The following is a 20,555-nucleotide window of genomic DNA, read 5'->3' on the forward strand; positions in this document are numbered from 1 at the left end:
ACACCGTTCAGATATCACGGACAATGACACGATGGACACCCGACGCCTGCATCTCCTGCTCGAACTGTCACGACTCGGCTCCATGCGGGAAGTCGCGGAAACCCACCGGCTGACCACCTCCACGGTGTCCCAGCAGATCGCCGCCCTGGCGAAGGAAACGGGTGCGCAACTCGTCGAACCGGTGGGCCGACGGGTGCGGCTGACCCCGGCCGGACGCCGGTTGGCCGACCACGCCGTCACGATCCTGGCGGCCGTCGACGCCGCAAGACTGGACCTCGATCCCCACGCGGAACCCGCGGGCACCCTGCGCGTCGGGGGTTTCGCGACCGGCATCCGCGTGTCGCTGCTGCCGGTCGTGGCCGAACTGGCCCGCACGCACGCACGGGTGGACGTGGTGATCAGCGAATACGAACCCGTCGAGGCCTTCGCCTTGCTCGCCGACGACGAACTCGACCTCGCCCTGACCTACGACTACAACCTGGCGCCGGCGTCACCCGGCGCCGCGCTCGAGGCCGTCCCGCTGTGGTCGACGCCGTGGGGGCTCGGCGTCCCCGCGCCCGCCGCCGACGACACCCCGGCCGACGTCGCGGCTTATGCGAACTCGACGTGGATCGTGAACTCCCGCAACACCGCCGACGAGGACGCCGTCCGCACCCTGGCCTCCCTCGCCGGTTTCACTCCGCGGATCGCCCACCAGATCGACAGCCTCGATCTCGTCGAGGACCTCATCACCGCCGGCTACGGGGTGGGCCTGCTCCCCGCCGACCGTCCCACCCGGAGCGAAGTCACGGTCCTCCCGCTCGCCGACCCGAAGGTCGTGCTGACGGCATACGCCGTGACCCGCCGCGGGAGGTCGACCTGGGCTCCGCTGCGGCTGGTCCTGGACCGATTGACCGCAGGGCGCCGGGACATCCCTCCCGCGACGTGATCACTATCGCGCTGCTACCGCGGACACGGCGTCCCGCAGTGTCTTCGCCGCGACCTGCAGCCCCTCCAGCTGACCCAGTTCGACGTCCTCGTGCTCGATGTTGACGGCCATGGCGGGGTCGACCTTTCGCAGGGCCGCGAGGAAGCGGGACCAGAAGTCGACGTCGTGTCCGCGTCCGACGGCGACGAAGTCCCACGCCGAGTCCTCGGGCCACTTGTTGACCACGTGCCTGCCGCCGAGCCCGGTGGGATTCTGGTCGGCGGGGATGCGGGTGAACCGGTCGTCGAGAACTCCGTAGATCGAGCAGTTGTCGTTGATCCGGGTGTCTTTCGCGGCGGCATGGAAGACGAGGTCGCCGAGCCACTCGATCGCGGCAACCGGGTCGATGCCCTGCCAGAACAGGTGCGACGGGTCCATCTCCGCGCCGACGTTCGTCGCGCCGGTCTTCTCCACCAGACGCTTCAGGGTCGGCGGGTTGAAGACGAGGTTCTGCGGGTGCATCTCGATCGCGACCTTCACGCCGTTCTCGCGGGCGAGCGCGTCGATCTCCTTCCAGAACGGCACCGCGACCTCATCCCACTGGTAGTCGAGTGAATCGAGATAGCCACTGTCCCAGGTGTTCACATGCCACGCCGGCCACTGACCGCCGGGATGCGCGGCGGGCAGCCCGGACATGGCGACCACCCGGTCGACGCCGAGCAGTCCGGCGACCCGGATCGCGTTGCGCAGATCCTCGGCGTCCTCGGGGCCGACCTCGGGGTCGGCGTGCAGCGGGTTGCCGTTGCAGTTGAGACCGGCGATCGACACACCGGTCTCGTCGAACACCTTCAGGTACTCCTGCGGCGAGACCTCGCCGGAGAGAAGTTCCTTCACGGGAAGGTGCGGGGTGCCGATGAAGCCGCCGGCGTTGATTTCCGCGCCGTCGAGTCCGAGCGAGGCGATGGTCTCCAGCGCCTCCCGGAGGGAGCGGTCGTGCAGGATGGCGGTGTACACACCGAGTTTCATGAGCGGTCCTTGAGATGTGAGGGGTCGGGCGAGGTGAGGTGGGTCAGCCGATCTTGACGGCTGCACCGTTCGAGCGAGCGGACTCCGCGACGGCGGTGACGATCTGCATGCCGCGCAGGGCGTGCGCGAAGGTCGGCAGGGGGCCCAGGTTGTCGATGCCGGCGATCTGGTCGAGGAAGGCGCGGGCCTGGTAGGCGAAGAACTCGGCCTTGCCGTGACCGACGCCGCCTGCGTCCATCGGCAACCCACCCTGGATGTACGGGTGCTGCGGTCCGATGATCACCCGCCGCTGCCCGTTGACGGTGGAGTCGAGGCCGTCGCTGGACACCGAGAACTCCGCGGCGCGAGCCAGGTCGAATGCGGCCGAACCGGCCGTCCCGAACAGCTCGAATCCGAGCCCGTCCGGAAGCTGGTGCGCGACACGGGAAGCGGAGAAGGTGCCGACCGCGCCGTTCTGGAAGCGTGCGGTGAACGTGGCGAGGTCCTCGTTCTCCACGGGTGCCATCTCACCGGTGGTCTCGGCCTTGGTGTGACCGTACGTGACGCCGGCCGGGACGGGACGCTCCGCGATCACCGTGGCGAAGGTCGCGCCGCTGATCTCGACGATGGGGCCGCACACGAACTCGGCCATGTCGAGCAGGTGGCTGCCGACGTCCGCGAGAGCGCCGGTGCCGGGACCGCCGCGGTACCGCCACGTGATCGGCGACGACGGATCGAGGCCGTAGTCGCACCAGTAGTGCCCGTTGAAGTGGACGATGTCGCCGAGGCGGCCCGTCGCGAGTTCGTCGCGGATGGCCTGGATCGCGGGTGACCGGCGGTAGGTGTACCCGACCGTCGCGATGGTGTCGGCGTCTGCGGCGGCCGCGACCATGGATTCGGCGTCCGCGATCGAGCCGGCCAGGGGCTTCTCGCACAGCACGTGCTTACCGGCGGCGAGCAGTCCTTCGACGATCTCCCGGTGCAACTGGTTGGCGACGACGACGCTGACCGCGTCGATGTCGGGCGATTCCGCGATCGCCTGCCAGCTGTATTCGGCCCGCTCGTAGCCGTACCGCTTGGCGGTGTCGTCGGCAACGGCCTCGTTGGTGTCGGCGATGGCAACCAACCGCACGTCGGGACGGTCGGTGCCGAACAGGGTCGGCGCCATGCGATATCCGGCGGCGTGCGCTCGTCCGGCCATGCCGCCGCCGATGACGGCGACACCGATCGAGTTGGAGGTCATGAGTGAAGCCTTTCGATGTGGGGATCCTGCGGGTCGGACGAGTCGGAGATGCTGCCGTAGGGCTCCGGCTAGTTCGGTCTATTTGACCGGTCTAGTACGACTACTATGAGCTGAGTCACGCAGCGGTGTCAAGCCCTCGACAGCGGGCGGGCGCGGAAGACCGGACCAGTGCCGGGCGCGGCGAACCAACGCCCCTGCGGGCGTTGCGAATTCAGGTGACGTCGGCGATCAGGACACGCCGGACCGGGGGCCCTCCACCGACGCGGAGACGGGACCGGTGGTGCGGCGCACCACGAGCCGGGGCCTCAGGACGATCGCCGCAGGCACGGTCCGCCCCTGATCGAGGCGCTCGATGACCGCGTCGACCGCCTTCGCGGCCTGTTCCCGGGGTTGCTGATTGACCGAGGTCAGATCGAGGTGCGCGAGTTGTGCCAAGGTGCTGTCGTCGTATCCGGCGACCGAGACGTCCTCGGGAATCCGCAGTCCCACCCGCCGCAATTCGCTGATGAGCCCGATCGCACTGCGGTCGTTGGCGGCGATCACCGCCGTCGGCAGCTGCGGCCGCGCCAGGAGGGCCTGCGCCGCATCGGTTCCCGCACTGTCGGTGAAATCGCCGTCCACGACGTCGGCGTCGAGACCGTGCCGCCGCATCGCCCGCGTGTACCCGGATCGCCGGTCGGCCGCGATCGTGCCCTCGCCACCGCTGAGGTGGACGATCCGGCGATGCCCGAGTTCCACGACATGATCGACGACGGTGCCGATGCCCTTGCCGTCGGCGGTCCGCACGGTATCGACTTTGCCGCCGACACGCCGGCCCACCACGACCACCGGAACCCGCTCGGCGAGCGCGTCCAGCACCACGGTCCCGAGTTCGGCGCCGAGGAGGATCAGCGCCTCGCACCGGAAGTCGAGCAGCGTCTCGACGACCTTCTGCTCCCCGTGCGTCGGCGTGACTGCACCCAGCACCACCTCGTACCCGTGCTCGTCGGCGGCGGCGACCAGGTACTCGACCATTTCGGCGTGGAAGCTGTTGCGGATGTCGGCCATCACGCCGACGAGGTGCGTGCGCCGCAGCGACATCAGCGCGGCCGTGCGGTTCGGTCGGTAACCCAGCTCGTCCGCGACTTCGAGAACGCGTTTCCGCGTCTCCGCGCTCGGGCCGGTCACACGCCGAAATACCATGGACACCAAGGCCTTCGAGACTCCGACCCGGTCGGCGATGTCCTGCATGGTGACGGTCTGCTTCGGGGTCGGCGCGGGACCGCCACTCCGGGCATCGTCGTCGCTTCGCATCTGCAGACCCTTCCGCTCGCCGAGCACGAGGCACATCCACAGTATCCGACGGAGACCGAGAAACTAGACCGGGCTACCTCGTCGACGGTGCCGCGATCGCGGTCCCGACTACGCGGTGACCAGGTCGATGGCGAGGGCCGATCCCTGCGGGTTGATGACGGCGTCGAGGATCGTCTTCTGCGTCTGGGCCAGGTGTTCGGTGCAGGCCTCGGCGGCTGCGGCCCCGTCGCCGGCGAGGATTGCACGGCAGATCGACAGGTGCTCGGACAACGAGACGTCCATGCGGTCGGGCCGGGAGTGGGCGATGTTGCGCAGCCGCTCGGTGTGGGGGCGCAGGTCCGCGATGGAGCGGGCGAGTTGTGCGTTCCGGGTGTGCGTGATGACGGCCTGGTCGTAGCGTTCCGCGAGTGCGTAGAACCGGTCGCGGCGCGCTTCGGACGGTTCTTCCTCGGCGATCGTCTCGAATCCGGCGGTGACGTCCTCGAACTGCCCCCTGACCGCAGCGTCCTGCGCGACAGCCTCGGCGACCATCCGCGTCGCCGCCGACTCGAGCAGGATACGTAGTTCGAACAGATCGCGAACACTCTTGATCGAGATGGGCGAGACCCGGGCGCCCTGCCGATCGATGAGCGTGACCAGCCCCTCCCCCTCGAGTCGCAGGAAGGCCTGCCGGACCGGGGTGCGCGACGCGGAGAACCGCGTGCCCACGTCGATCGCACTCAACGACTGCCCCGGCGACAGCACCCCGTTCAGGATGTCCTGCCTGAGCTGTTCGTATACCTGGTCACCCTTGTTCCCCGCCGCCATGCATACATCGTAACGTCCGAGTTGGTATCTGTTACGGTATACCTTCAAGTACACCATTCGGCCGGCCCCGGGAAGGCGTCCACTCGTGAATGATCTGCGCTCCCCCGACCAGTCCACGCAGACGCGCGCCTTCGGGTTTCGGCGGCGCGGACTGCGCTGGATGGCACTGATCCTGCTCTCCCTCGGAGGATGGGCCGTCGGCGAGAGCATCGGCCTCACGGCGGCGGGACTCTTCTCGGCTCTGATCGTCGCGGCGACGCTCGCCGTCACCGGATGGGGACCGTCCCGCGTGCCCCGTCCGCTGGGAAAGCTCGCGCAGGGAGTGCTGGCCAGCGCCGTGGGACTGATGGTGCACCGCGAGACGATCGCCGCACTGGGCTCGCTGTGGGTGCCGGTGGTCTCGATCGCGGCCGCGACACTGGCGATCAGCGTGGCGGCCGGCGCCCTCCTCGCACTGCACCGAGACGTGGACGCCGTCACCGGATCCCTCTCCATGACGGCGGGCGGTGCCACCGGACTCGTCGCGATGGCGCGCGAACTCGGCGGCGACGACCGGGTCGTCGCGGTGGTGCAGTATCTCCGGGTGGCGCTCGTCGTGCTGACGATGCCGATGATCGTGACGTTCGGCTTCCGCGCGGACACCGGCGCCGACACTGTTCCCGACGCCGGCGGCGGATCCGAATGGTATGTCGCGGCGGCGTTCCTGGCCCTGTTCATCGTCGGCGGGACGGCGGTGGCGTCACTCGTGCGACTGCCCGCACCCGCCACCCTGGGACCGCTGGCCGTGAGCGCGGGGTTCGAACTCGGCGGATGGAGCGACGCGGTCACGATCCCGCCGATGCTGATGACCGCCGCACTGATACTCATCGGCTGGCAGGCCGGACTCGCCTTCGACCGGGCGAGCCTGCGCGCGATCGGGAGAATCCTCCCATATGCGGCCGCGCTCACCCTGCTGGTCGGGGCGGCCTGCGCGGGTCTGGGCATCCTGCTCGCCCACCTCACCGGCGCGAGTCTCCTCGAGGCCTACCTCGCCACGACCCCCGGCGGCCTCGCGGCAGTACTGGCCGTGTCGGCCTCCACGTCGTCGAACGTCACGTTCGTCGCGGCCGCCCAGGTGCTGCGCCTGGTGATCATGCTCGTCACCACACCGATCATGGCGAAGGTCTTCGCGCACTTCAGTTCTCGCCGTCGGCGCCAGGCCTACGAGACGCCGACCGTCCGATCGGGCGACACCGCCGAGCCCGGCTCGTCCCACTCACCCCGATCGCGCTGACCCCAGCCGAGACCCGCCGCCCACGAGGCGTAGACCACGGATCCGGCGAGAACCGCGGTGCCGCCGAGCACGACCCCGCCGACGACGTCCGTGAGCCAGTGCTCGCCGAGATAGAGGCGCGTTGCGGCCACCAGCACGGTCAGACCACCGGCGAGGAGGAACAACGCCCACCGCCGCGGCGCCGGCAGGCCGAATCCGAGCATGACCGCGGTCATGCCGAAGAGCGCCATCGCACCCGTGACGTGCCCGGACGGAAAGGAGTGATCAGTCTCGAGCAGAACCTGCGTCGCCACGGGCGGACGCTGCCGCCCGACCAGCGACTTGGTGACGGTGGACGCCGCGGCCGCCGCACCGACTGTCCCGATCAGGATGATCGCGGGCATCAGCGAGTGCGCGCGCCGGGACAGGACCGCGCCGGCGACAACCGCGAGGACGAGGGTGCCGACCGGGCCGCCGGCGTCGGTGACCGCGATCGCCGGTCCGGTCAGCCACGCCGAACGGTGGTCGGCCAGCCAGCTCAGCACCGGGTCGTCGGCTGCGGTGACCCGGCCCGAAATCCTCACCTGGTAGGCGAGCGCGCCGAAGGCGCCTGCCGACGCCGCGACGCGCAGTCCCCGCAGCACCCCCGCCGATCGGCCGTCCCGAGCGGCTCCGAGCCACAGTGACGCGACGAAGAACAGCGCGACGCACGAGACGAGAAGAATCAGCGCGACGGTGGCGCCGTCTCCCTCCCGCACCTCCGCCACGGCATCGCGGCCGACGGCGATCAACCGGGCATGCACGGACGTGGCCGCCCCGCCGGCCTGGACTAGCTGTGTTGCTACTTCTCTCACACCTGGCAGTGTCGGCGCCCGTCGCTGTGGCGACGCTGAGAAGACCGTCGGCCTTGCGCGGCAGCGTGTGCGGACCGCCGAATCCCCGACTGTGGCGACAACCGGGACGAACGGTCGGAATCGGTGAGAGGATAGGACCGTGAGCGCACAGGCAGAGTACGAGGAGAGACGCCGCCCCACCCCGGGGACCCCGTTGGGCTACCTCGAGCAGCTACCTGCCCTCGTCCTGCTCGAACGCCTGCCGGTTCCCGTTCTGGCGGTGGAGGACGACGGCACCGTCGTCCACGCGAACGGCGCGTTCGAGGAGATGCTGGGCCATCCGCTGGCGTCCCTGCGCGGACGCCCGGTGTCGGAGCTGCTGGATCTGGACGAGACGACGACGGGTGCCGACGCCGTGGAACACCTCCGCGAGAGCGCGACCACACCCGTGGACCTCGCCCACCAGGACGGATCCCGGGTGCGCGCCCTCATCAGCCGCCCGATCCTGCGCCGGCAGGACGATCCGGTGACCCTCGTCTGCTTCCACGACGTCACCGAACAGTTGTGGAACGGTGGCCGCGCGCCGGGCTTCTGACCGGCCGCCGCAGACGCACGGACAGTGGCGAGATTTCCGGCGCGATTGCGCGGGAATCGGGCGAAACCGCGGGCAAACAGCGCGGCCCGGATCGACGGCGGGTTAGGTTGGCTGCATGGCGACCGGCAAGAGCAAGGCTCCCGCTGTCGAACTGGAGGTCGGCGACCGGACCGTGCGGATCTCGCACCCGGAACGCGTGTACTTCCCGGCCACCGGCGCCACGAAACTCGACCTCGCGAACTATTACCTGAGCGTCGGGGACGGGATCGTCCGCGCGTTGCGCGAGCGCCCCTGCATGATGCACCGGTTCCCGGACGGGTTGAGCGGCGAGAAGGTCCATCAGAAGCGGCTGCCGCACGGCGCCCCCGACTGGGTGCAGACGGTGCGGGTGACGTTCCCCCGATACAACCGCCACGCCGACGAATTGTGCGTGACGCACCCGGCGGACGTGATCTGGGCGGTGCAGATGTCCACGGTCGAGTTCCACCCGTGGAACTCGCGCCGCGCCGACGTCGAGCGCCCCGACGAGTGGCGGATCGATCTCGACCCGATGCCCGACTGCGGATTCGACACGGTGCGGCGCGTCGCCGGGGTGGTGCACGAGGTGCTCGACGAACTGGGTGCCACGGGGTGGCCGAAGACCTCGGGCGGAAGCGGCCTGCACGTGTACGTCCGGATCCGGCCGGACTGGGGATTCGGCGACGTCCGGCGGGCCGCGCTGGCCTTCGCCCGCGAGGTCGAGCGCAGGTCGCCGCAAGACGTGACCACCACGTGGTGGCGCAAGGACCGGGATCCGCGCAAACTGTTCGTCGACTACAACCAGAACGCCCGCGACCACACCATCGCCAGCGCGTACTCGGTGCGGGGCGTGCCCGACGCCACGGTGTCGACACCGGTGACCTGGGACGAGATCGACGACGTCGATCCGCGCGAGTTCACCATCGCCACCGTCCCGGCTCGGTTCGCGGCGCTCGGCGACCTGCACGCCGGAATCGACGACGCCGTCTTCTCGCTCGAGCCGCTGCTGGAATGGGCCGACCGCGACGAGGCGGCCGGCACGTCGGATCCCGGTGGCGCGGACGAGTAGGCGACTCGCTACAGGTCCAGGACGACGGCGTCCGCCGGGCGCGAGCAGCAGAGGAGGGTGTTTCCTTCCGCGGGTCGTTCGACGGGTTCCGGGTCGTAGTCGACGGATCCGGACAGCAGGACCGTTTCGCAGCTGTGGCAGACGCCGGTGCGGCACGACCAGCGCGTCGGAACGTCGCAGGCCTCGGCGAATTCGAGCAGCGTCCCGCGCCCCGGATCCCACGGCACGGTGAGCCCGCTGCGCGCGAACGAGACCACCGGTCCGCTTCCCGGACGTCCGGGCGGCGGGTGCGGCACCGGCGCAGCGGAATCGGACGGAACCACACCGGGATTCAGAGAACCCTCCGCACCGAACGTTTCGACGTGGATCCGCGCCGGGTCGAGTCCGTGCTCGGCCAGCGCGGAGCCGAGGTCGGCCATGAACGATGCGGGCCCGCAGAGATACGCCTCCGCGTCGTGAGGCAGACCGAGGCCGCCGATCAGTTCCGCGGACAGCCGCCCGGCGGTGGCGTAGTCGACGCCCCGCCGGTCGGTGTCGTCGGGTCGGCTGTACGCGATGTGCGCGCCGCTGCCCGGCAGCCGACCCAGAAGGTCCCTGGTCTCGTCGGCGAAGGCGTGCTCGGATCCGTTGCGGGCACCGTGGACCCACCACACGGGCCGGGCCGAATCCTGTTCTGCCAGTGCGTACAACATGGAGAGGACGGGTGTGACGCCGACGCCCGCGGAGACGAGCACCACCGGACTCGTACCGCCGTCGAGGAAGAACGTTCCGCGGGGTGCTGATACCTCGAGGGTGTCGCCCTCGTGGACGCGGGAATGGAGGAATCGGCCTGCCGCGCCGTGTGGTTCCCGTTTCACACTGATCCGGTATTCGGCGGCGCCGGGACGATTGGACAGCGAGTAGCTCCGGACCAGCGCGGTGCCGTCCGCGGGGTGCACGCGGAGCGTCACCGACTGACCCGCGCACCAGGACGGCAGGTCCGTCCCGTCCGTGGCCGCCAGGGTGAACGAGAGCACGTCGCGGCTCTCCGGGTGCCTCCCGGTGACGGTCAGCGGCCGGAATCCGGGCCATGCCGGTGGCGGGCTGCCTGCCGTTCTCGACAGTCCGGTGTTTCCGCCTGTGCCCGTGTCGGCCTGGTCCAGCAAGCTCTGCAACGACCCCCGCCACCCGGGGCTCAGCGCCGGGATGCGCAGGGCACGTTCGAGCGCGTCGCGGGGATGGCCGGGCAGATACAGCAGCGCATCGATGTCGGCGACGGTCACCGCTTCCGGACCGGACGCGATCTTGACGACGTCCTGCCCGGCCTCGACCTGTCCCTCCTCGATCACCCGGAGGTAGAAGCCGGGCCGCCGGTGGGACACGAGCAGCGCCGCCATCTGCGGTTCGTTCATCCGCATACCCACCCGGTAGCACGTCACCCGCGGCTGGGTGACCTCGAAGACCGCGGTTCCGATGCGGTAGCGATCGCCGATGCAGACCTCGTCGTCGGGCAGGCCGTCGACGGTGAAGTTCTCGCCGAAGTGTCCGGGGGCGAGATCGCTGCGGCGCAGGTGCTCACTCCAGTGGCGGTAGGACTCGGTCTGGTAAACCAGCACGGCACGGTTCTCCCCACCGTGGCCGCCCAGGTCGCCCTGGCCGTCGCCGTCGATGTTGAGCCTCCGGACCGTGCGCGGGCCGTCGACGGGCCACTTCCAGACACCCGTGTGTACCGTCCGCCCGCGCCAGGACACATCCCGGGGCATCCCGACATTCAGTGAACTGAGCGTAGCCACGGTTCTCGCCTCGCTTGGTTGGCAGCATTCCCGATCGACCCTGGTCGATCATCTGTCATCTCGCGCCGCGGGGCAACGACGGCTCGCCCACGACGAGACACGCGCCCGGGCCGTGCGGCCGGGGCGCGTGTCTCATGCCGGGATGCTCCCTACCGGGACGGCGGCGGGGGTGGCGGAGGCGGGGGCGGGGGAGGGTTGGGGTTGCAGAGCTGGCAGCCGTCGACCGTCGGTTTGGGAACGGGCGCGTGACAGTCGTTCTGACACGGCCTGGCGCCGGCGATCTCGGCCGTGCCCACCAGCGAGATCGAGAGCGCTGCCAGCAGCGCTCCGATCGCCGCGGCGACTCTGGCCGGCTTTCTGGTACTCGACATAAGGCTTCCTCCTGTGAGCTGAACTGCGGTGTGCTGCACCGCCTTCTCGAGTGTGCGGGAGGGGCGACGCCGCGGGCAGGTACCCTCGGGGTGGATTTGCATCACCCCGCGGGCTCACCCCATCCGGCCGATCACGTCGAGCACGTCGCGCAGCGCCGACAGCGAATGTGCGGGGAGGAACGCATCGCAGAAGGGCAGTGCGGCCGCCATCGATCCGGCGAGCGGCCGGAAGCCGGGATCACCGGCGCGGGGGTTGAGCCACACCACGCGGTGGGCGCGGCGCCGTACCCGGCTGAGGGCATGTGTGAGTTGTGCCGGACCGTCGCTGTCCCAGCCGTCGGAGGCGACGAGGACGAGGGCGCCGCGCAGTGCGTTGCCGTGCGGGGACGCGAGCAGTTCACTCAGGCTGCCCGCGATGTGGGTGCCGCCGAATCTGTCGACCACCTTCTCGTTCGCCTTACGGATCGCGGTCTCGGCGCTGCGGTGGGCCAGCACGGGAGTAAGTCTCGTCAGCGACGTGGAGAAGGCGAAAACCTCCGGCCTGCCCGCGGTCTGCCGTTGCACCGCCGCGCGCATGAGGTGGAGGTAGATCGCGGCGTACGGCTGCATCGACCGGCTCACGTCGCACAGCATCACGATGCGCCGGGGGCGGTGACGGGCGCGGGTCCTGGCCAGGACCACCGACTCCCAGCCCGTGGCCCGCGACCGGTTCATCGTGGCCCGCAGATCGATACGACGGCCGCGGCGATGCACTTCGCGGCGCCGGGTGCGGCGGGACGGCCAGTTCGCGGTGGCCTGCTCCAGCCAGGATCCGAGAAGCCGGAGGTCGGCGGCATCGAACCGGGCGAAGGGTTCGTCGGCGCGGGCCACGAGCCGGCTGGGCAGGGTGTCCGGCACGGCCGTCAGGGCGTCCCGGAGGTCGTCCTCGCCGCTGTCGTCACCGCCCGTCATCATCGGACGTGTCATCCACGGCACCCCGTCGGCGTCCTCCGCCGCACCGGGTCGGTCGCGTCCGTCGCGGACGCCGGCCAGCGCGGGCTCCCGTCCCTGGGTGGCGTGGCGCCGCGCGACCGGGTCCAGCGACAGGAGGGCATCGTCGAAGACGGCGGCGAACACCGCATCGAACGGCGCAAGATCGTCGACGCGGTTGACGAGGGTCAGCCGCGCCGACCAGTACAACCGCGACCGGGAATTCGGCGGCGACAGGTGCAGCGCCTGCACGAACACCGCGGGGCCACTTGCCGAGACCACGACACCGCGAGCGCGCAGCCTGGCGACGAGGGCCACCGCGAACGACGCGAGGTCGACGCCCCGCAGGAGGCCCGTCGCGCTCATCTCCTGCGGCGGCCCAGCACCAGGACGACCACGATTCCGGCGAGGACGGCGGCGAGAATCGGGGCGTACCGTTTCCAGGCCCCGGCGCCGGAGAGAGCCAGGAGGTCCAGCGCAGCCGGTTCCGCTGCCGGCGGGGCCACGGACAGCGTCGCGGTGCCGGCGGAGTCGGCCGCGGCGGGCGTCGAGGCCGGCTCGTCGGCGGGTCCCCCGGCGAGTTTGGCTTCCAGCGACTCCGCGAACTGCCCCATGAGTTTCTCCGACACCTGCTGAATCATCCCGCTGCCGAACTGCGCGAGTTTGCCGACGATCTTCATGTCGGTGTCGACGGTGACACGGGTGCCGTCGCCGACCTCGTGCAACTGGGCGGTGATCGTCGCGGACGCGTTGCCGGATCCGCGCGAGTCCCGTCCGCGGGCGTCGATCACGGCGCGATGTTCCTCCGGGTCCCGCACCACGAAGGTGGCCTTGCCCTTGAATTCACTCGTCACCGGGCCGACCTTCACCTTCACCTTTCCCAGATAGTCGTCACCCTCCCGTCCGGTCATCTGCGCCCCGGGGAGCAGCGGAGCCACCTGGTCGAGATCGCTGAGTACCTCCCATGCCTGTTCGATCGGTGCGCTGACGGTGAACTCGTTGGCAATCTTCATGACAGGAGCCTCTCATCCGGTGGCCAGGCCGTGGGCGTACTCGGCGAATGCGTCCTGAACGATCGTGCGGTCGTCCGGGGTCTTGGCGAGCGCACTCAGGCTCGAGATCGCGTTGTCGCGAACCAGGTCCGCCACGCCGAGCGCCGCGAGTGCCGATACCCAGTCGATCGTCTCCGCGATGCCGGGCGGCTTGTCGAGATCGAGTTCGCGTGCACGGCCGACGAATCGAGTGGCGTGCTCGATCAGCGGCGCCGCGGCGGCGGGCACCGTGCGGCGCACGATGGCGGCCGCCCGCGCGGGTTCGGGATAGTCGATCCAGTGGTACAGGCAACGCCTCCGCAGGGCGTCGTGGAGGTCGCGGCTGCGGTTGGACGTCAGCACCACGACGGGGTGGTGTTCGGCCGTGAACGTCCCCAACTCGGGAACGGTGACCGAGGCCTCCCCGAGGAATTCGAGGAGCAGCGCCTCGAATTCGTCGTCGGCCCTGTCTATTTCGTCGATCAGCAGCACGGGCGGCGTCGGTCCCCGATATCGCACACAGTGGAGGATCGGGCGCTGGAGCAGGAATTCCTCGGCGAATAGGTCGTCCTCCGTCAGGCCGTCGCCCCGCGATTCGGCCAGCCGGATGGTGAGCAGCTGGCGCTGGTAGTTCCAGTCGTAGAGGGCCTCGTTCGCGCTGAGCCCCTCGTAGCACTGCAAGCGGATCAGAGGTGCGCCGAGAACGGACGCGAGCGCCTTGGCCGCGGTGGTCTTGCCCACGCCGGGTTCTCCTTCGAGCAGCAGCGGACGCCGCAGCACCGCCGCCAGGTACAGCGCCGACGCCGTACCGAGATCGAGGAGGTAGTCCTCGGCATCGAAGCGCCGGACCACGTCCGCCACATCCTCGAACGCTGCCGTCATTGCGCTCCCGTCCCCCGCGCTCCCGTCTCCCGCGCGAACGACGCCCGGCAACCCGGACCGCAGAACCAGAAGTCGTCGCCGCCCCGCCGCAGGTGCGCGGTGTCCGGGCCGACGACGACGCTCATCCCGCACACCGGGTCGATCGCCTCGCGCACCGTGTCCCGGACAGCCGAATCATGCTCGGGCGCCCGGAGTCCCGCGGTCCGCAGTTCGTGCACCAGCTCCGCGGCGATCGACACCGCGATCTCCGCGGAGGTCCTCGCCCCGATGTCGAGGCCGACGGGGGTGTGCACCCGGGCCCGCTCGGGTTCGGTGAGCTCGAGGGCGTCGAGGATGGCCCCACCCCGGCTGCGGCTGGCGACGAGCCCGACGTAGCCGACCCCGGCGTGGAGCGCCGCGCGGATGACCTCCGCCTCGGGCCCGCCGTGTCCGGCCAGCACCACCGCGGTCGTGCCGGAGAACCGTTCGAGCCCGGCGTCGTCGTGCTCGACGGAGAACTCCAGCAATTCCGCGATGCGGGCCAGCGCCTGCGCGATCGGTGTGGTGCCGTAGATCCGCACCAGCGGCGGCGGCAGTTGCGGCTCGAGGAAGATCTCCATGGCGCCGCCGGACAGGCACGGATTGACCACGACGGACGCGCCCGGCGCCTCGGGGAACTGCACGGCCCCGTCGGGAAGGATCCGGAGCAGCACACTCTTGTTGGAATCGAGCACGCCGAGAGCGGCGGTGCGCACCGAGTTCTGTGCGCATTGACCGCCGACGAACCCCTCGATGGTCCCGTCCTGGAGGAGGATCGCCTCGTCGCCGGTGTGACTGGACGTGGGCGGCTGCGCGCGCACCACCGTCGCGTGGACGAACGGCCTGCGGTCGCGCACCAGTTGCGCCGCACGCTCTTTCAGATCCATCGGACCTCCTGTCTCGACGGGGCGACAGTCAGATCGGCGGTGTCGCGCGGCCCTGCATGGCTTCCCACACCCGGGACGGGGTGAGCGGCATGTCGGCGTGCCGCACACCGAACGGGGCGAGCGCGTCCACGACGGCGTTCACCACGGCCGGAGGCGATCCGACCGTCGCGGACTCGCCGATGCCCTTGGCGCCGATCGGGTGATGCGGCGACGGCGTGACGGTGAAGCCCGTCTCGAGTTTCGGCACCTCCAGCGCGGTGGGGATCAGGTAGTCCATCAGCGATCCGCCGAGGCAGTTGCCGTCCTCGTCGAATTCGATGATCTCCATCAGCGCCATCCCGATTCCGTCGACGATGCCGCCGTGCACCTGTCCCTCGATGATCATCGGGTTGATGCGGGTGCCGCAGTCGTCGACGGCGAGGAACCTCCGCACCTTCACCACGGCGGTGCCGGGATCGACGTCGACGACACAGAAGTACGCGCCGTACGGGTACGTCAGATTCTCGGGGTTGTAACAGATCTGCGCGTCGAGTCCGCCCTCGATGCCCTCCGGCAGATCACCGGCGCCGTGTGCCCGCATCGCGATGTCCTGGATGGTCGCCTTCGCCGCCGGATCACCCTTCACATGGAATTCGCCCTTCTCCCATTCGAGATCCGCGACCGAGGCCTCGAGCATCCCGGACGCGATGATCTTCGCCTTGTCGCGCACCTTGCGCGCCACCAGCGCCGCGGCCGCCCCCGAGACCGGCGTCGACCGGCTGCCGTACGTGCCGAGCCCGAACGGCGTGTTGTCGGTGTCGCCGTGCACGACGTCGATGTCGTCCGGCGGAATTCCGAGTTCCTCCGCCACGATCTGCGCAAACGTCGTCTCGTGCCCCTGCCCCTGGGTCTGCACCGACAACCGCAGGACGGCCTTCCCCGTCGGGTGCACCCGCAGTTCGCATCCGTCGGCCATGCCCAGTCCCAGGATGTCCATGTCCTTCCGAGGCCCGGCACCGACGGCCTCGGTGAAGAACGACATGCCGATGCCCATCAGCTCACCGCGTTCGCGGCGTTCCTTCTGTTCCTCCCGCAACTTCTCGTAGCCGATCATGTCCATGGCCTTGCGCAGCGTGGTCTCGTAGTCGCCCGAGTCATACACCCACCCCGTCTTGCTGGTGTACGGGAACTGGTCGGGGCGCAGCAGATTCTTCAGCCGAAGCTCCGCCGGATCCATCTTCAGGTCGAACGCGAGGCAGTCGACGAGGCGTTCGACCAGATACACGGCCTCGGTGATGCGGAACGAGCAGGCGTACGCCACGCCACCGGGCGCCTTGTTCGTGTAGACCGCCGTCATCGCGCAGTGCGCGGCCTCGATGTCGTAACTGCCGGTGAAGACCCCGAAGAAGCCCGCCGGATATTTCACGGGCGCCGCGGTCCCGTTGAACGCGCCGTGATCGGCCAGCACCTTCGTGCGGATCGCGAGCATCTTCCCCTCGGCGGTCGCGGCGATCTCCCCGACCATGATGTAGTCGCGGGCGAACCCGGTGCTCATCAGGTTCTCGCTGCGATCCTCCATCCACTTCACCGGTTTGCCCGTCACCAGCGACGCGACGATCGCGCACACGTATCCCGGGTAGATCGGGACCTTGTTGCCGAACCCCCCGCCGATGTCCGGCGACACCACCCGGATCTTGTGCTCCGGGATCCCCGACACAAGGGCGTAGACCGTCCGGTGTGCGTGCGGGGCCTGGGAGGTGGAGTACAACGTCAGCTTGCCCGACACCCGGTCGACGTCCGCGATCGCGCCGCACGTCTCCATCGGCGCCGGATGCACCCTGGGGTAGACGATCTCCTGCTTCACCACCACGTCCGCCTTCGCGAACACGGCGTCGGTCGCGGCGGCATCGCCCGTCTCCCAGTCGAAGCAGTGATTGTCCGTCTTGCCGTCGAGGTCGTCCCGGATCACCGGTGCGTCGGGCGAGAGCGCCGCGCGCGCGTCGACGACGGGATCGAGCATGTCGTACTCGACGTCGATCAGTTCCAGCGCGTCCCGCGCCGAGTACCGGTCCTCGGCGATGACGAACGCGACCTCCTGGCCCTGGAAGCGCACCTTGTCGGTGGCCAGCACGGCCTGCACGTCGTTGGACAGGGTCGGCATCCACGCGAGGTTCTTGGCGGCGAGATCGGCGCCCGTCACCACCGCCGTCACCTTCGGGAGTTCCTGCGCCGCACTGGTGTCGATGCTCACGATCCGGGCGTGCGCGACCGGCGACCGCAGGATCGCCAGGTGCAGCATGCCGGGGAGGGTGATGTCGTCGACGTAATTTCCGAGGCCCCGGATGAAGCGGGGATCCTCCTTGCGGAGCATGCGACCGTGGCCGCACGGCTTCTTGTCGTTGTCTACGACGTCGGCGTCGCGCGAGGGCGGACGCGATTCGACGGTGGTCATGACGGGCTTCCTGTAGTCGCGTGTTCCTCGACGTTCATCGGGGCACCCTCGGCGCCCCGCGTCGTGTCTTCCTGGACCTCCGCGTCGAAGTCGCCGGCCGGTTCGGGTTCGGCGGCTACGCCGTGCCGGTGGTCCGCCGCCCACTGGACCGACCGGACGATCGTGGTGTACCCGGTGCACCGGCAGATCTGCCCGGAGATCGCTTCTCGGATGGTGGCCTCGTCCGGGCTGTCGACGCGGTCGAGCAGGGCCCGGGCCGTCATCATCATTCCCGGGGTGCAGAACCCGCACTGCAGTCCGTGGCACTGCATGAAGCCCTGCTGGACGGGGTCGAGTTCGCCGTCGTGTTCGAGCCCCTCGACGGTGCGGACGTCGTGCCCCCCGGCCATCGCCGCGAGCATCGTGCACGACTTCACCGGGTCGCCGTCGACGGTGACGACGCACGTGCCGCAGTTGCTGGTGTCGCAGCCCCAGTGGGTGCCGGTCAGGCCCAGCTGATCGCGCAGAAAGTGGACCAGCAGCATGCGCGGCTCCACCTCGGCGCTCACCGCTTCACCGTTGACGGTCATGTTCACCTGCATGGCTATGCCTCTTCTCCGGTCGGTTCGTGCTCCACATCGCTGCGCAGCACCCGGTCGACCGCGGTGCGGAGTGTGCGGATGGTGAGTTCGGACGCGAGATGGCGTTTGTAGTCGGCGGTGCCGCGGGCGTCTCCCACGGGTTCGCAGGCCTGCGCGGCCATCCGACCGGCCTGCGTGAAGGCCTCCTCCGAGGGCGGCCGCCCGGTCAGGTAGTCGGCGACGTCCGCGAGTCCGGACGGGTCCGGGTTGACGGCGGTCAGACCGACCGCGGCGCGGGCGAGTTCCCCGCCCTCCACCGTGACGGCGGCGCCGGCCGCGGCGACGGCCCAATCCCCGGTCCGCCGTTCGACCTTGGCGTACGCACTGGAGCTGTGGCCGTGGACCGGGACGACGATCTCGATGAGCATCTCGTTGTGCGCGAGCGCCGTCTCGTACGGGCCGACGAGGAACTCGGCCAACGGGATCTCGCGGCGTCCCCCGGGTCCGCGCACCACGCACGTGGCGGCGAGGACGCCGCAGACGGTGGTGAGGTCCTCGGCCGGGTCGGCCTGGCACAGCGACCCGCCGATCGTCCCGCGGTTGCGCACCACCGGGTCGGCGATCACCTTCTCCGCGTCACGAAACAGCGGGAACACCGCGGCTAGTTCGTCCGATTCGAGGAGCCGGCGGTGCCGCGTCATCGCACCGATCCGCATCGTCCCCGGCCCGGTGGTGATGTATCCGAGTTCGCCCTCGAGGTCGTTGATGTCGATGAGGTATTCGGGGTTCGCGAGTCGAAGCTTCATCATGGGGAGCAGACTGTGGCCGCCTGCGACGAGTCGGGCTTCGTCTCCCAGCCGGTCCAGCAGGGCGATGGCGTCCTCGACGCCGGTTGCGCGCTCGTATTCGAAGGATCCTGGTACTTGCATTGTGACCTACCTCACAAATGTGGATTCTTTCAGCCTGCGCAAGAACCGGTGGTCCGTCAACCCCGGTGTACCGCCCTATTCGACGCCGGATTCGACCGGTTCCTCATGGTGGATCCGGCCCCTGGCCTCCACCAGCGGGCGTCCGGTGCCGCCCCATCGGCGGGCGATGATCTCGGCGGCGATGGACACCGCCGTCTCCTCCGGAGTCCGTGCACCGATGTCCAACCCGATGGGACTCGACAACCGGGCGAGTTCGGCGTCGGTCAGGCCGACCTCGCGCAGCCGCTCCCTCCGGTCCAGGTCGGTTCTGCGCGACCCCATCGCGCCGATGAACGCGACGTCGGGAATGCGCAGTGCCGTCTCGAGGAGGGGGACGTCGAACTTGGGGTCGTGGGTGAGAACACAGATCACGGTCCGGCCGTCGATCGCCCGGGCCTCGGCCTGTGCCGCGAGATACCGGTGCGGCCAATCCACCACCACCTCGTCGGCCGTCGGAAATCGCGCGTGCGTCGCGAACACCGGACGGGCGTCGCAGACCGTGACCCGATATCCCATGAACGCACCCTGCCGCGCCACGGCGGCCGCGAAGTCGATGGCCCCGAACACGAGCATGCGGGGCCGCGGAGCGTAACTGGCGACGAATACCTCCATGCCCTCGCCGCGGCGCTGACCGTCGGCGCCGTAGGTCAGCACCATGCTCCCGCCCGCCGCCAGCAACCCCCGGGCGTCGTCGGTGATCGCGGAATCGGCGCGCTCCGAACCGAGCGAGCCCGTCACCGCCTCGGGCCGGACCACCAGCCGGCGCCCCACCCACGAGTCGTCGGGATGCGCGACCACCGTGGCCACCGCGACTGGTAGATGATTCTCGATGTCGTCGACGATCCCGGCCAGTTCCGGAAAGCTGTGCCGCGCCACCGGCTCGACGAAGATGTCGATGATTCCGCCACACGTGAGGCCCACCTCGAACGCGTTCTCGTCGCTGATGCCGTAGCGCTGAAGCACCGGGACCCCCGACTCCGCGACCTCGGTCGCGAGTTCGTACACCGCGCCTTCGACGCAGCCACCCGACACCGAACCCGACGCCGTCCCGTCGGGTGCCACGACCATCGACGCGCCGGCCGGACGCGGCGCGGACCGGAACGTGCGCACCACCGTTCCGACGCCCGCCGTTCCACCCGCGGTCCACACGGCCATCAGGTCTGCCAGGACATCCCGCATCAGCAGCCTCCCAGTCGGGTCCGGCGTGGGATACACGCTCAGCTACAAGACTATCGCCGCGTCGGGTCCTGGTCGGGAGACCGGAACACCGACGTCCGCCCGGGGATTACATTCCTTGCCGCGTATATACGCGAAGAGGCATACTCGGTTTTCATGGCACCTGACGTGTTCACCGTGGTCGCCGAACCGCAGAGGCGCAGGATCCTCGAACGGCTGCGAACCGGCCACGCCAGCGTCGGCGAACTCGTCGACCACCTCGCACTGCCGCAGCCGACCGTGTCGAAACATCTACGGGTACTGCGGCAGGCGGGGTTCGTCACCTGCCGCACCGCCGCGCAGCAGCGCATCTACAGCCTGCACCGCGAACCGTTCGACGAGTTCGACGAGTGGCTGCAGCCGTACCGCCAGCTGTGGACCCACCACTTCGACGCCCTGGGGCGGCACCTCGATTCGAAGGAGAACTGA

20 protein-coding genes are annotated in these 20,555 nt (G+C 69.6%); 5 read left to right on the forward strand and 15 right to left on the reverse strand.

Annotation, left to right across the window (positions count from 1 at the left end; genetic code table 11):
* Positions 1 to 31 precede the first annotated feature (31 nt).
* Positions 32 to 928, forward strand: a complete 897-nt coding sequence (locus H0B43_RS10045; protein ID WP_185728055.1) for a LysR family transcriptional regulator — start codon at positions 32 to 34, stop codon at positions 926 to 928.
* A gap of 3 nt (positions 929 to 931) precedes the next feature.
* Here H0B43_RS10045 and H0B43_RS10050 read toward each other — a convergent pair whose 3' ends face one another.
* The 4 genes from H0B43_RS10050 to H0B43_RS10065 form a co-directional block, all read right to left on the reverse strand.
* Positions 932 to 1,933: a sugar phosphate isomerase/epimerase gene (locus tag H0B43_RS10050; protein WP_185728054.1), complete on the reverse strand. Its 1,002-nt coding sequence runs from the start codon at positions 1,931 to 1,933 to the stop codon at positions 932 to 934.
* A gap of 43 nt (positions 1,934 to 1,976) precedes the next feature.
* Positions 1,977 to 3,155, reverse strand: a complete 1,179-nt coding sequence (locus H0B43_RS10055) for a Gfo/Idh/MocA family protein (RefSeq protein ID WP_185728053.1) — start codon at positions 3,153 to 3,155, stop codon at positions 1,977 to 1,979.
* A 228-nt stretch (positions 3,156 to 3,383) separates the two neighbouring features.
* On the reverse strand, positions 3,384 to 4,448 hold the full coding sequence (locus H0B43_RS10060; RefSeq protein ID WP_252189828.1) for a LacI family DNA-binding transcriptional regulator: 1,065 nt from the start codon (positions 4,446 to 4,448) through the stop codon (positions 3,384 to 3,386).
* Positions 4,449 to 4,556: 108 nt separating this feature from the next.
* Entirely contained in the window at positions 4,557 to 5,255 is a 699-nt protein-coding gene (locus tag H0B43_RS10065; protein ID WP_185728051.1) for a GntR family transcriptional regulator, read from the reverse strand.
* 85 nt (positions 5,256 to 5,340) lie between these two features.
* Here H0B43_RS10065 and H0B43_RS10070 point away from each other — a divergent pair, with 85 nt between their 5' ends.
* Positions 5,341 to 6,528: an AbrB family transcriptional regulator gene (locus tag H0B43_RS10070; protein WP_185728050.1), complete on the forward strand. Its 1,188-nt coding sequence runs from the start codon at positions 5,341 to 5,343 to the stop codon at positions 6,526 to 6,528.
* Here H0B43_RS10070 and H0B43_RS10075 read toward each other — a convergent pair.
* The gene (locus H0B43_RS10075; RefSeq protein WP_312033840.1) at positions 6,456 to 7,361 is read right to left on the reverse strand and encodes a phosphatase PAP2 family protein; all 906 of its coding nucleotides are present in this window, start codon (positions 7,359 to 7,361) and stop codon (positions 6,456 to 6,458) included. The two genes, H0B43_RS10070 and H0B43_RS10075, sit on opposite strands and share 73 nt — an antisense overlap.
* 139 nt (positions 7,362 to 7,500) lie before the next feature.
* Here H0B43_RS10075 and H0B43_RS10080 point away from each other — a divergent pair, with 139 nt between their 5' ends.
* Together H0B43_RS10080 and ligD are read left to right on the forward strand one after the other, a co-directional pair.
* Positions 7,501 to 7,935, forward strand: coding sequence for a PAS domain-containing protein (locus H0B43_RS10080; protein WP_312033839.1), 435 nt, complete (start codon positions 7,501 to 7,503; stop codon positions 7,933 to 7,935).
* A 115-nt stretch (positions 7,936 to 8,050) separates the two neighbouring features.
* The gene (gene ligD / locus H0B43_RS10085) at positions 8,051 to 9,022 is read left to right on the forward strand and encodes a non-homologous end-joining DNA ligase (protein ID WP_185728049.1); all 972 of its coding nucleotides are present in this window, start codon (positions 8,051 to 8,053) and stop codon (positions 9,020 to 9,022) included.
* Between the two features lie 8 nt (positions 9,023 to 9,030).
* On the opposite strand, the gene H0B43_RS10090 is transcribed toward ligD, so the two are convergent.
* The 10 genes from H0B43_RS10090 to H0B43_RS10135 all read right to left on the reverse strand — a co-directional run bounded on the left by H0B43_RS10090 (position 9,031) and on the right by H0B43_RS10135 (position 20,090).
* The gene (locus tag H0B43_RS10090) at positions 9,031 to 10,794 is read right to left on the reverse strand and encodes an MOSC domain-containing protein (protein WP_185728048.1); all 1,764 of its coding nucleotides are present in this window, start codon (positions 10,792 to 10,794) and stop codon (positions 9,031 to 9,033) included.
* Between the two features lie 149 nt (positions 10,795 to 10,943).
* Positions 10,944 to 11,165: a hypothetical protein gene (locus H0B43_RS10095; protein WP_185728047.1), complete on the reverse strand. Its 222-nt coding sequence runs from the start codon at positions 11,163 to 11,165 to the stop codon at positions 10,944 to 10,946.
* 114 nt (positions 11,166 to 11,279) lie between these two features.
* A complete protein-coding gene (locus H0B43_RS10100) occupies positions 11,280 to 12,500 on the reverse strand; it encodes a VWA domain-containing protein (protein ID WP_185728046.1) in 1,221 nt (406 codons plus the stop codon).
* Entirely contained in the window at positions 12,497 to 13,147 is a 651-nt protein-coding gene (locus H0B43_RS10105) for an SRPBCC family protein (RefSeq protein WP_185728045.1), read from the reverse strand. The genes H0B43_RS10100 and H0B43_RS10105 overlap by 4 nt, the downstream gene beginning before the upstream one ends.
* 12 nt (positions 13,148 to 13,159) lie before the next feature.
* On the reverse strand, positions 13,160 to 14,047 hold the full coding sequence (locus H0B43_RS10110) for a MoxR family ATPase (RefSeq protein WP_185728044.1): 888 nt from the start codon (positions 14,045 to 14,047) through the stop codon (positions 13,160 to 13,162).
* Positions 14,044 to 14,952: an XdhC family protein gene (locus tag H0B43_RS10115; RefSeq protein WP_185728043.1), complete on the reverse strand. Its 909-nt coding sequence runs from the start codon at positions 14,950 to 14,952 to the stop codon at positions 14,044 to 14,046. Before H0B43_RS10115 ends, H0B43_RS10110 begins: the two co-directional genes overlap by 4 nt.
* Before the next feature lie 28 nt (positions 14,953 to 14,980).
* Entirely contained in the window at positions 14,981 to 17,383 is a 2,403-nt protein-coding gene (locus H0B43_RS10120; protein ID WP_185728042.1) for an aerobic carbon-monoxide dehydrogenase large subunit, read from the reverse strand.
* Positions 17,380 to 17,964, reverse strand: a complete 585-nt coding sequence (locus H0B43_RS10125; RefSeq protein ID WP_185728041.1) for a (2Fe-2S)-binding protein — start codon at positions 17,962 to 17,964, stop codon at positions 17,380 to 17,382. Before H0B43_RS10125 ends, H0B43_RS10120 begins: the two co-directional genes overlap by 4 nt.
* Positions 17,965 to 17,966: 2 nt before the next feature.
* The gene (locus H0B43_RS10130; RefSeq protein WP_185728040.1) at positions 17,967 to 18,872 is read right to left on the reverse strand and encodes a xanthine dehydrogenase family protein subunit M; all 906 of its coding nucleotides are present in this window, start codon (positions 18,870 to 18,872) and stop codon (positions 17,967 to 17,969) included.
* A 75-nt stretch (positions 18,873 to 18,947) separates the two neighbouring features.
* Positions 18,948 to 20,090: an XdhC/CoxI family protein gene (locus tag H0B43_RS10135; RefSeq protein ID WP_185728039.1), complete on the reverse strand. Its 1,143-nt coding sequence runs from the start codon at positions 20,088 to 20,090 to the stop codon at positions 18,948 to 18,950.
* Positions 20,091 to 20,243: 153 nt separating this feature from the next.
* On the opposite strand from H0B43_RS10135, the gene H0B43_RS10140 reads away from it, so the two are divergent.
* Entirely contained in the window at positions 20,244 to 20,555 is a 312-nt protein-coding gene (locus H0B43_RS10140) for a helix-turn-helix transcriptional regulator (RefSeq protein WP_185728038.1), read from the forward strand.

Origin of the sequence: Rhodococcus sp. 4CII (genome assembly GCF_014256275.1) — a bacterium.
GTDB lineage: Bacteria > Actinomycetota > Actinomycetes > Mycobacteriales > Mycobacteriaceae > Rhodococcus_F > Rhodococcus_F wratislaviensis_A.

Coding starts and splice junctions, on each gene's coding strand:
- H0B43_RS10045 (WP_185728055.1), top strand. CDS start 32: ATGGACACCCGACGCCTGCATCTCCTGCTCGAACTGTCACGACTCGGC.
- H0B43_RS10050 (WP_185728054.1), bottom strand. CDS start 1,933: ATGAAACTCGGTGTGTACACCGCCATCCTGCACGACCGCTCCCTCCGG.
- H0B43_RS10055 (WP_185728053.1), bottom strand. CDS start 3,155: ATGACCTCCAACTCGATCGGTGTCGCCGTCATCGGCGGCGGCATGGCC.
- H0B43_RS10060 (WP_252189828.1), bottom strand. CDS start 4,448: ATGCGAAGCGACGACGATGCCCGGAGTGGCGGTCCCGCGCCGACCCCG.
- H0B43_RS10065 (WP_185728051.1), bottom strand. CDS start 5,255: ATGGCGGCGGGGAACAAGGGTGACCAGGTATACGAACAGCTCAGGCAG.
- ligD (WP_185728049.1), top strand. CDS start 8,051: ATGGCGACCGGCAAGAGCAAGGCTCCCGCTGTCGAACTGGAGGTCGGC.
- H0B43_RS10095 (WP_185728047.1), bottom strand. CDS start 11,165: ATGTCGAGTACCAGAAAGCCGGCCAGAGTCGCCGCGGCGATCGGAGCG.
- H0B43_RS10100 (WP_185728046.1), bottom strand. CDS start 12,500: ATGAGCGCGACGGGCCTCCTGCGGGGCGTCGACCTCGCGTCGTTCGCG.
- H0B43_RS10105 (WP_185728045.1), bottom strand. CDS start 13,147: ATGAAGATTGCCAACGAGTTCACCGTCAGCGCACCGATCGAACAGGCA.
- H0B43_RS10110 (WP_185728044.1), bottom strand. CDS start 14,047: ATGACGGCAGCGTTCGAGGATGTGGCGGACGTGGTCCGGCGCTTCGAT.
- H0B43_RS10115 (WP_185728043.1), bottom strand. CDS start 14,952: ATGGATCTGAAAGAGCGTGCGGCGCAACTGGTGCGCGACCGCAGGCCG.
- H0B43_RS10120 (WP_185728042.1), bottom strand. CDS start 17,383: ATGACCACCGTCGAATCGCGTCCGCCCTCGCGCGACGCCGACGTCGTA.
- H0B43_RS10125 (WP_185728041.1), bottom strand. CDS start 17,964: ATGCAGGTGAACATGACCGTCAACGGTGAAGCGGTGAGCGCCGAGGTG.
- H0B43_RS10130 (WP_185728040.1), bottom strand. CDS start 18,872: ATGCAAGTACCAGGATCCTTCGAATACGAGCGCGCAACCGGCGTCGAG.
- H0B43_RS10135 (WP_185728039.1), bottom strand. CDS start 20,090: ATGCGGGATGTCCTGGCAGACCTGATGGCCGTGTGGACCGCGGGTGGA.
- H0B43_RS10140 (WP_185728038.1), top strand. CDS start 20,244: ATGGCACCTGACGTGTTCACCGTGGTCGCCGAACCGCAGAGGCGCAGG.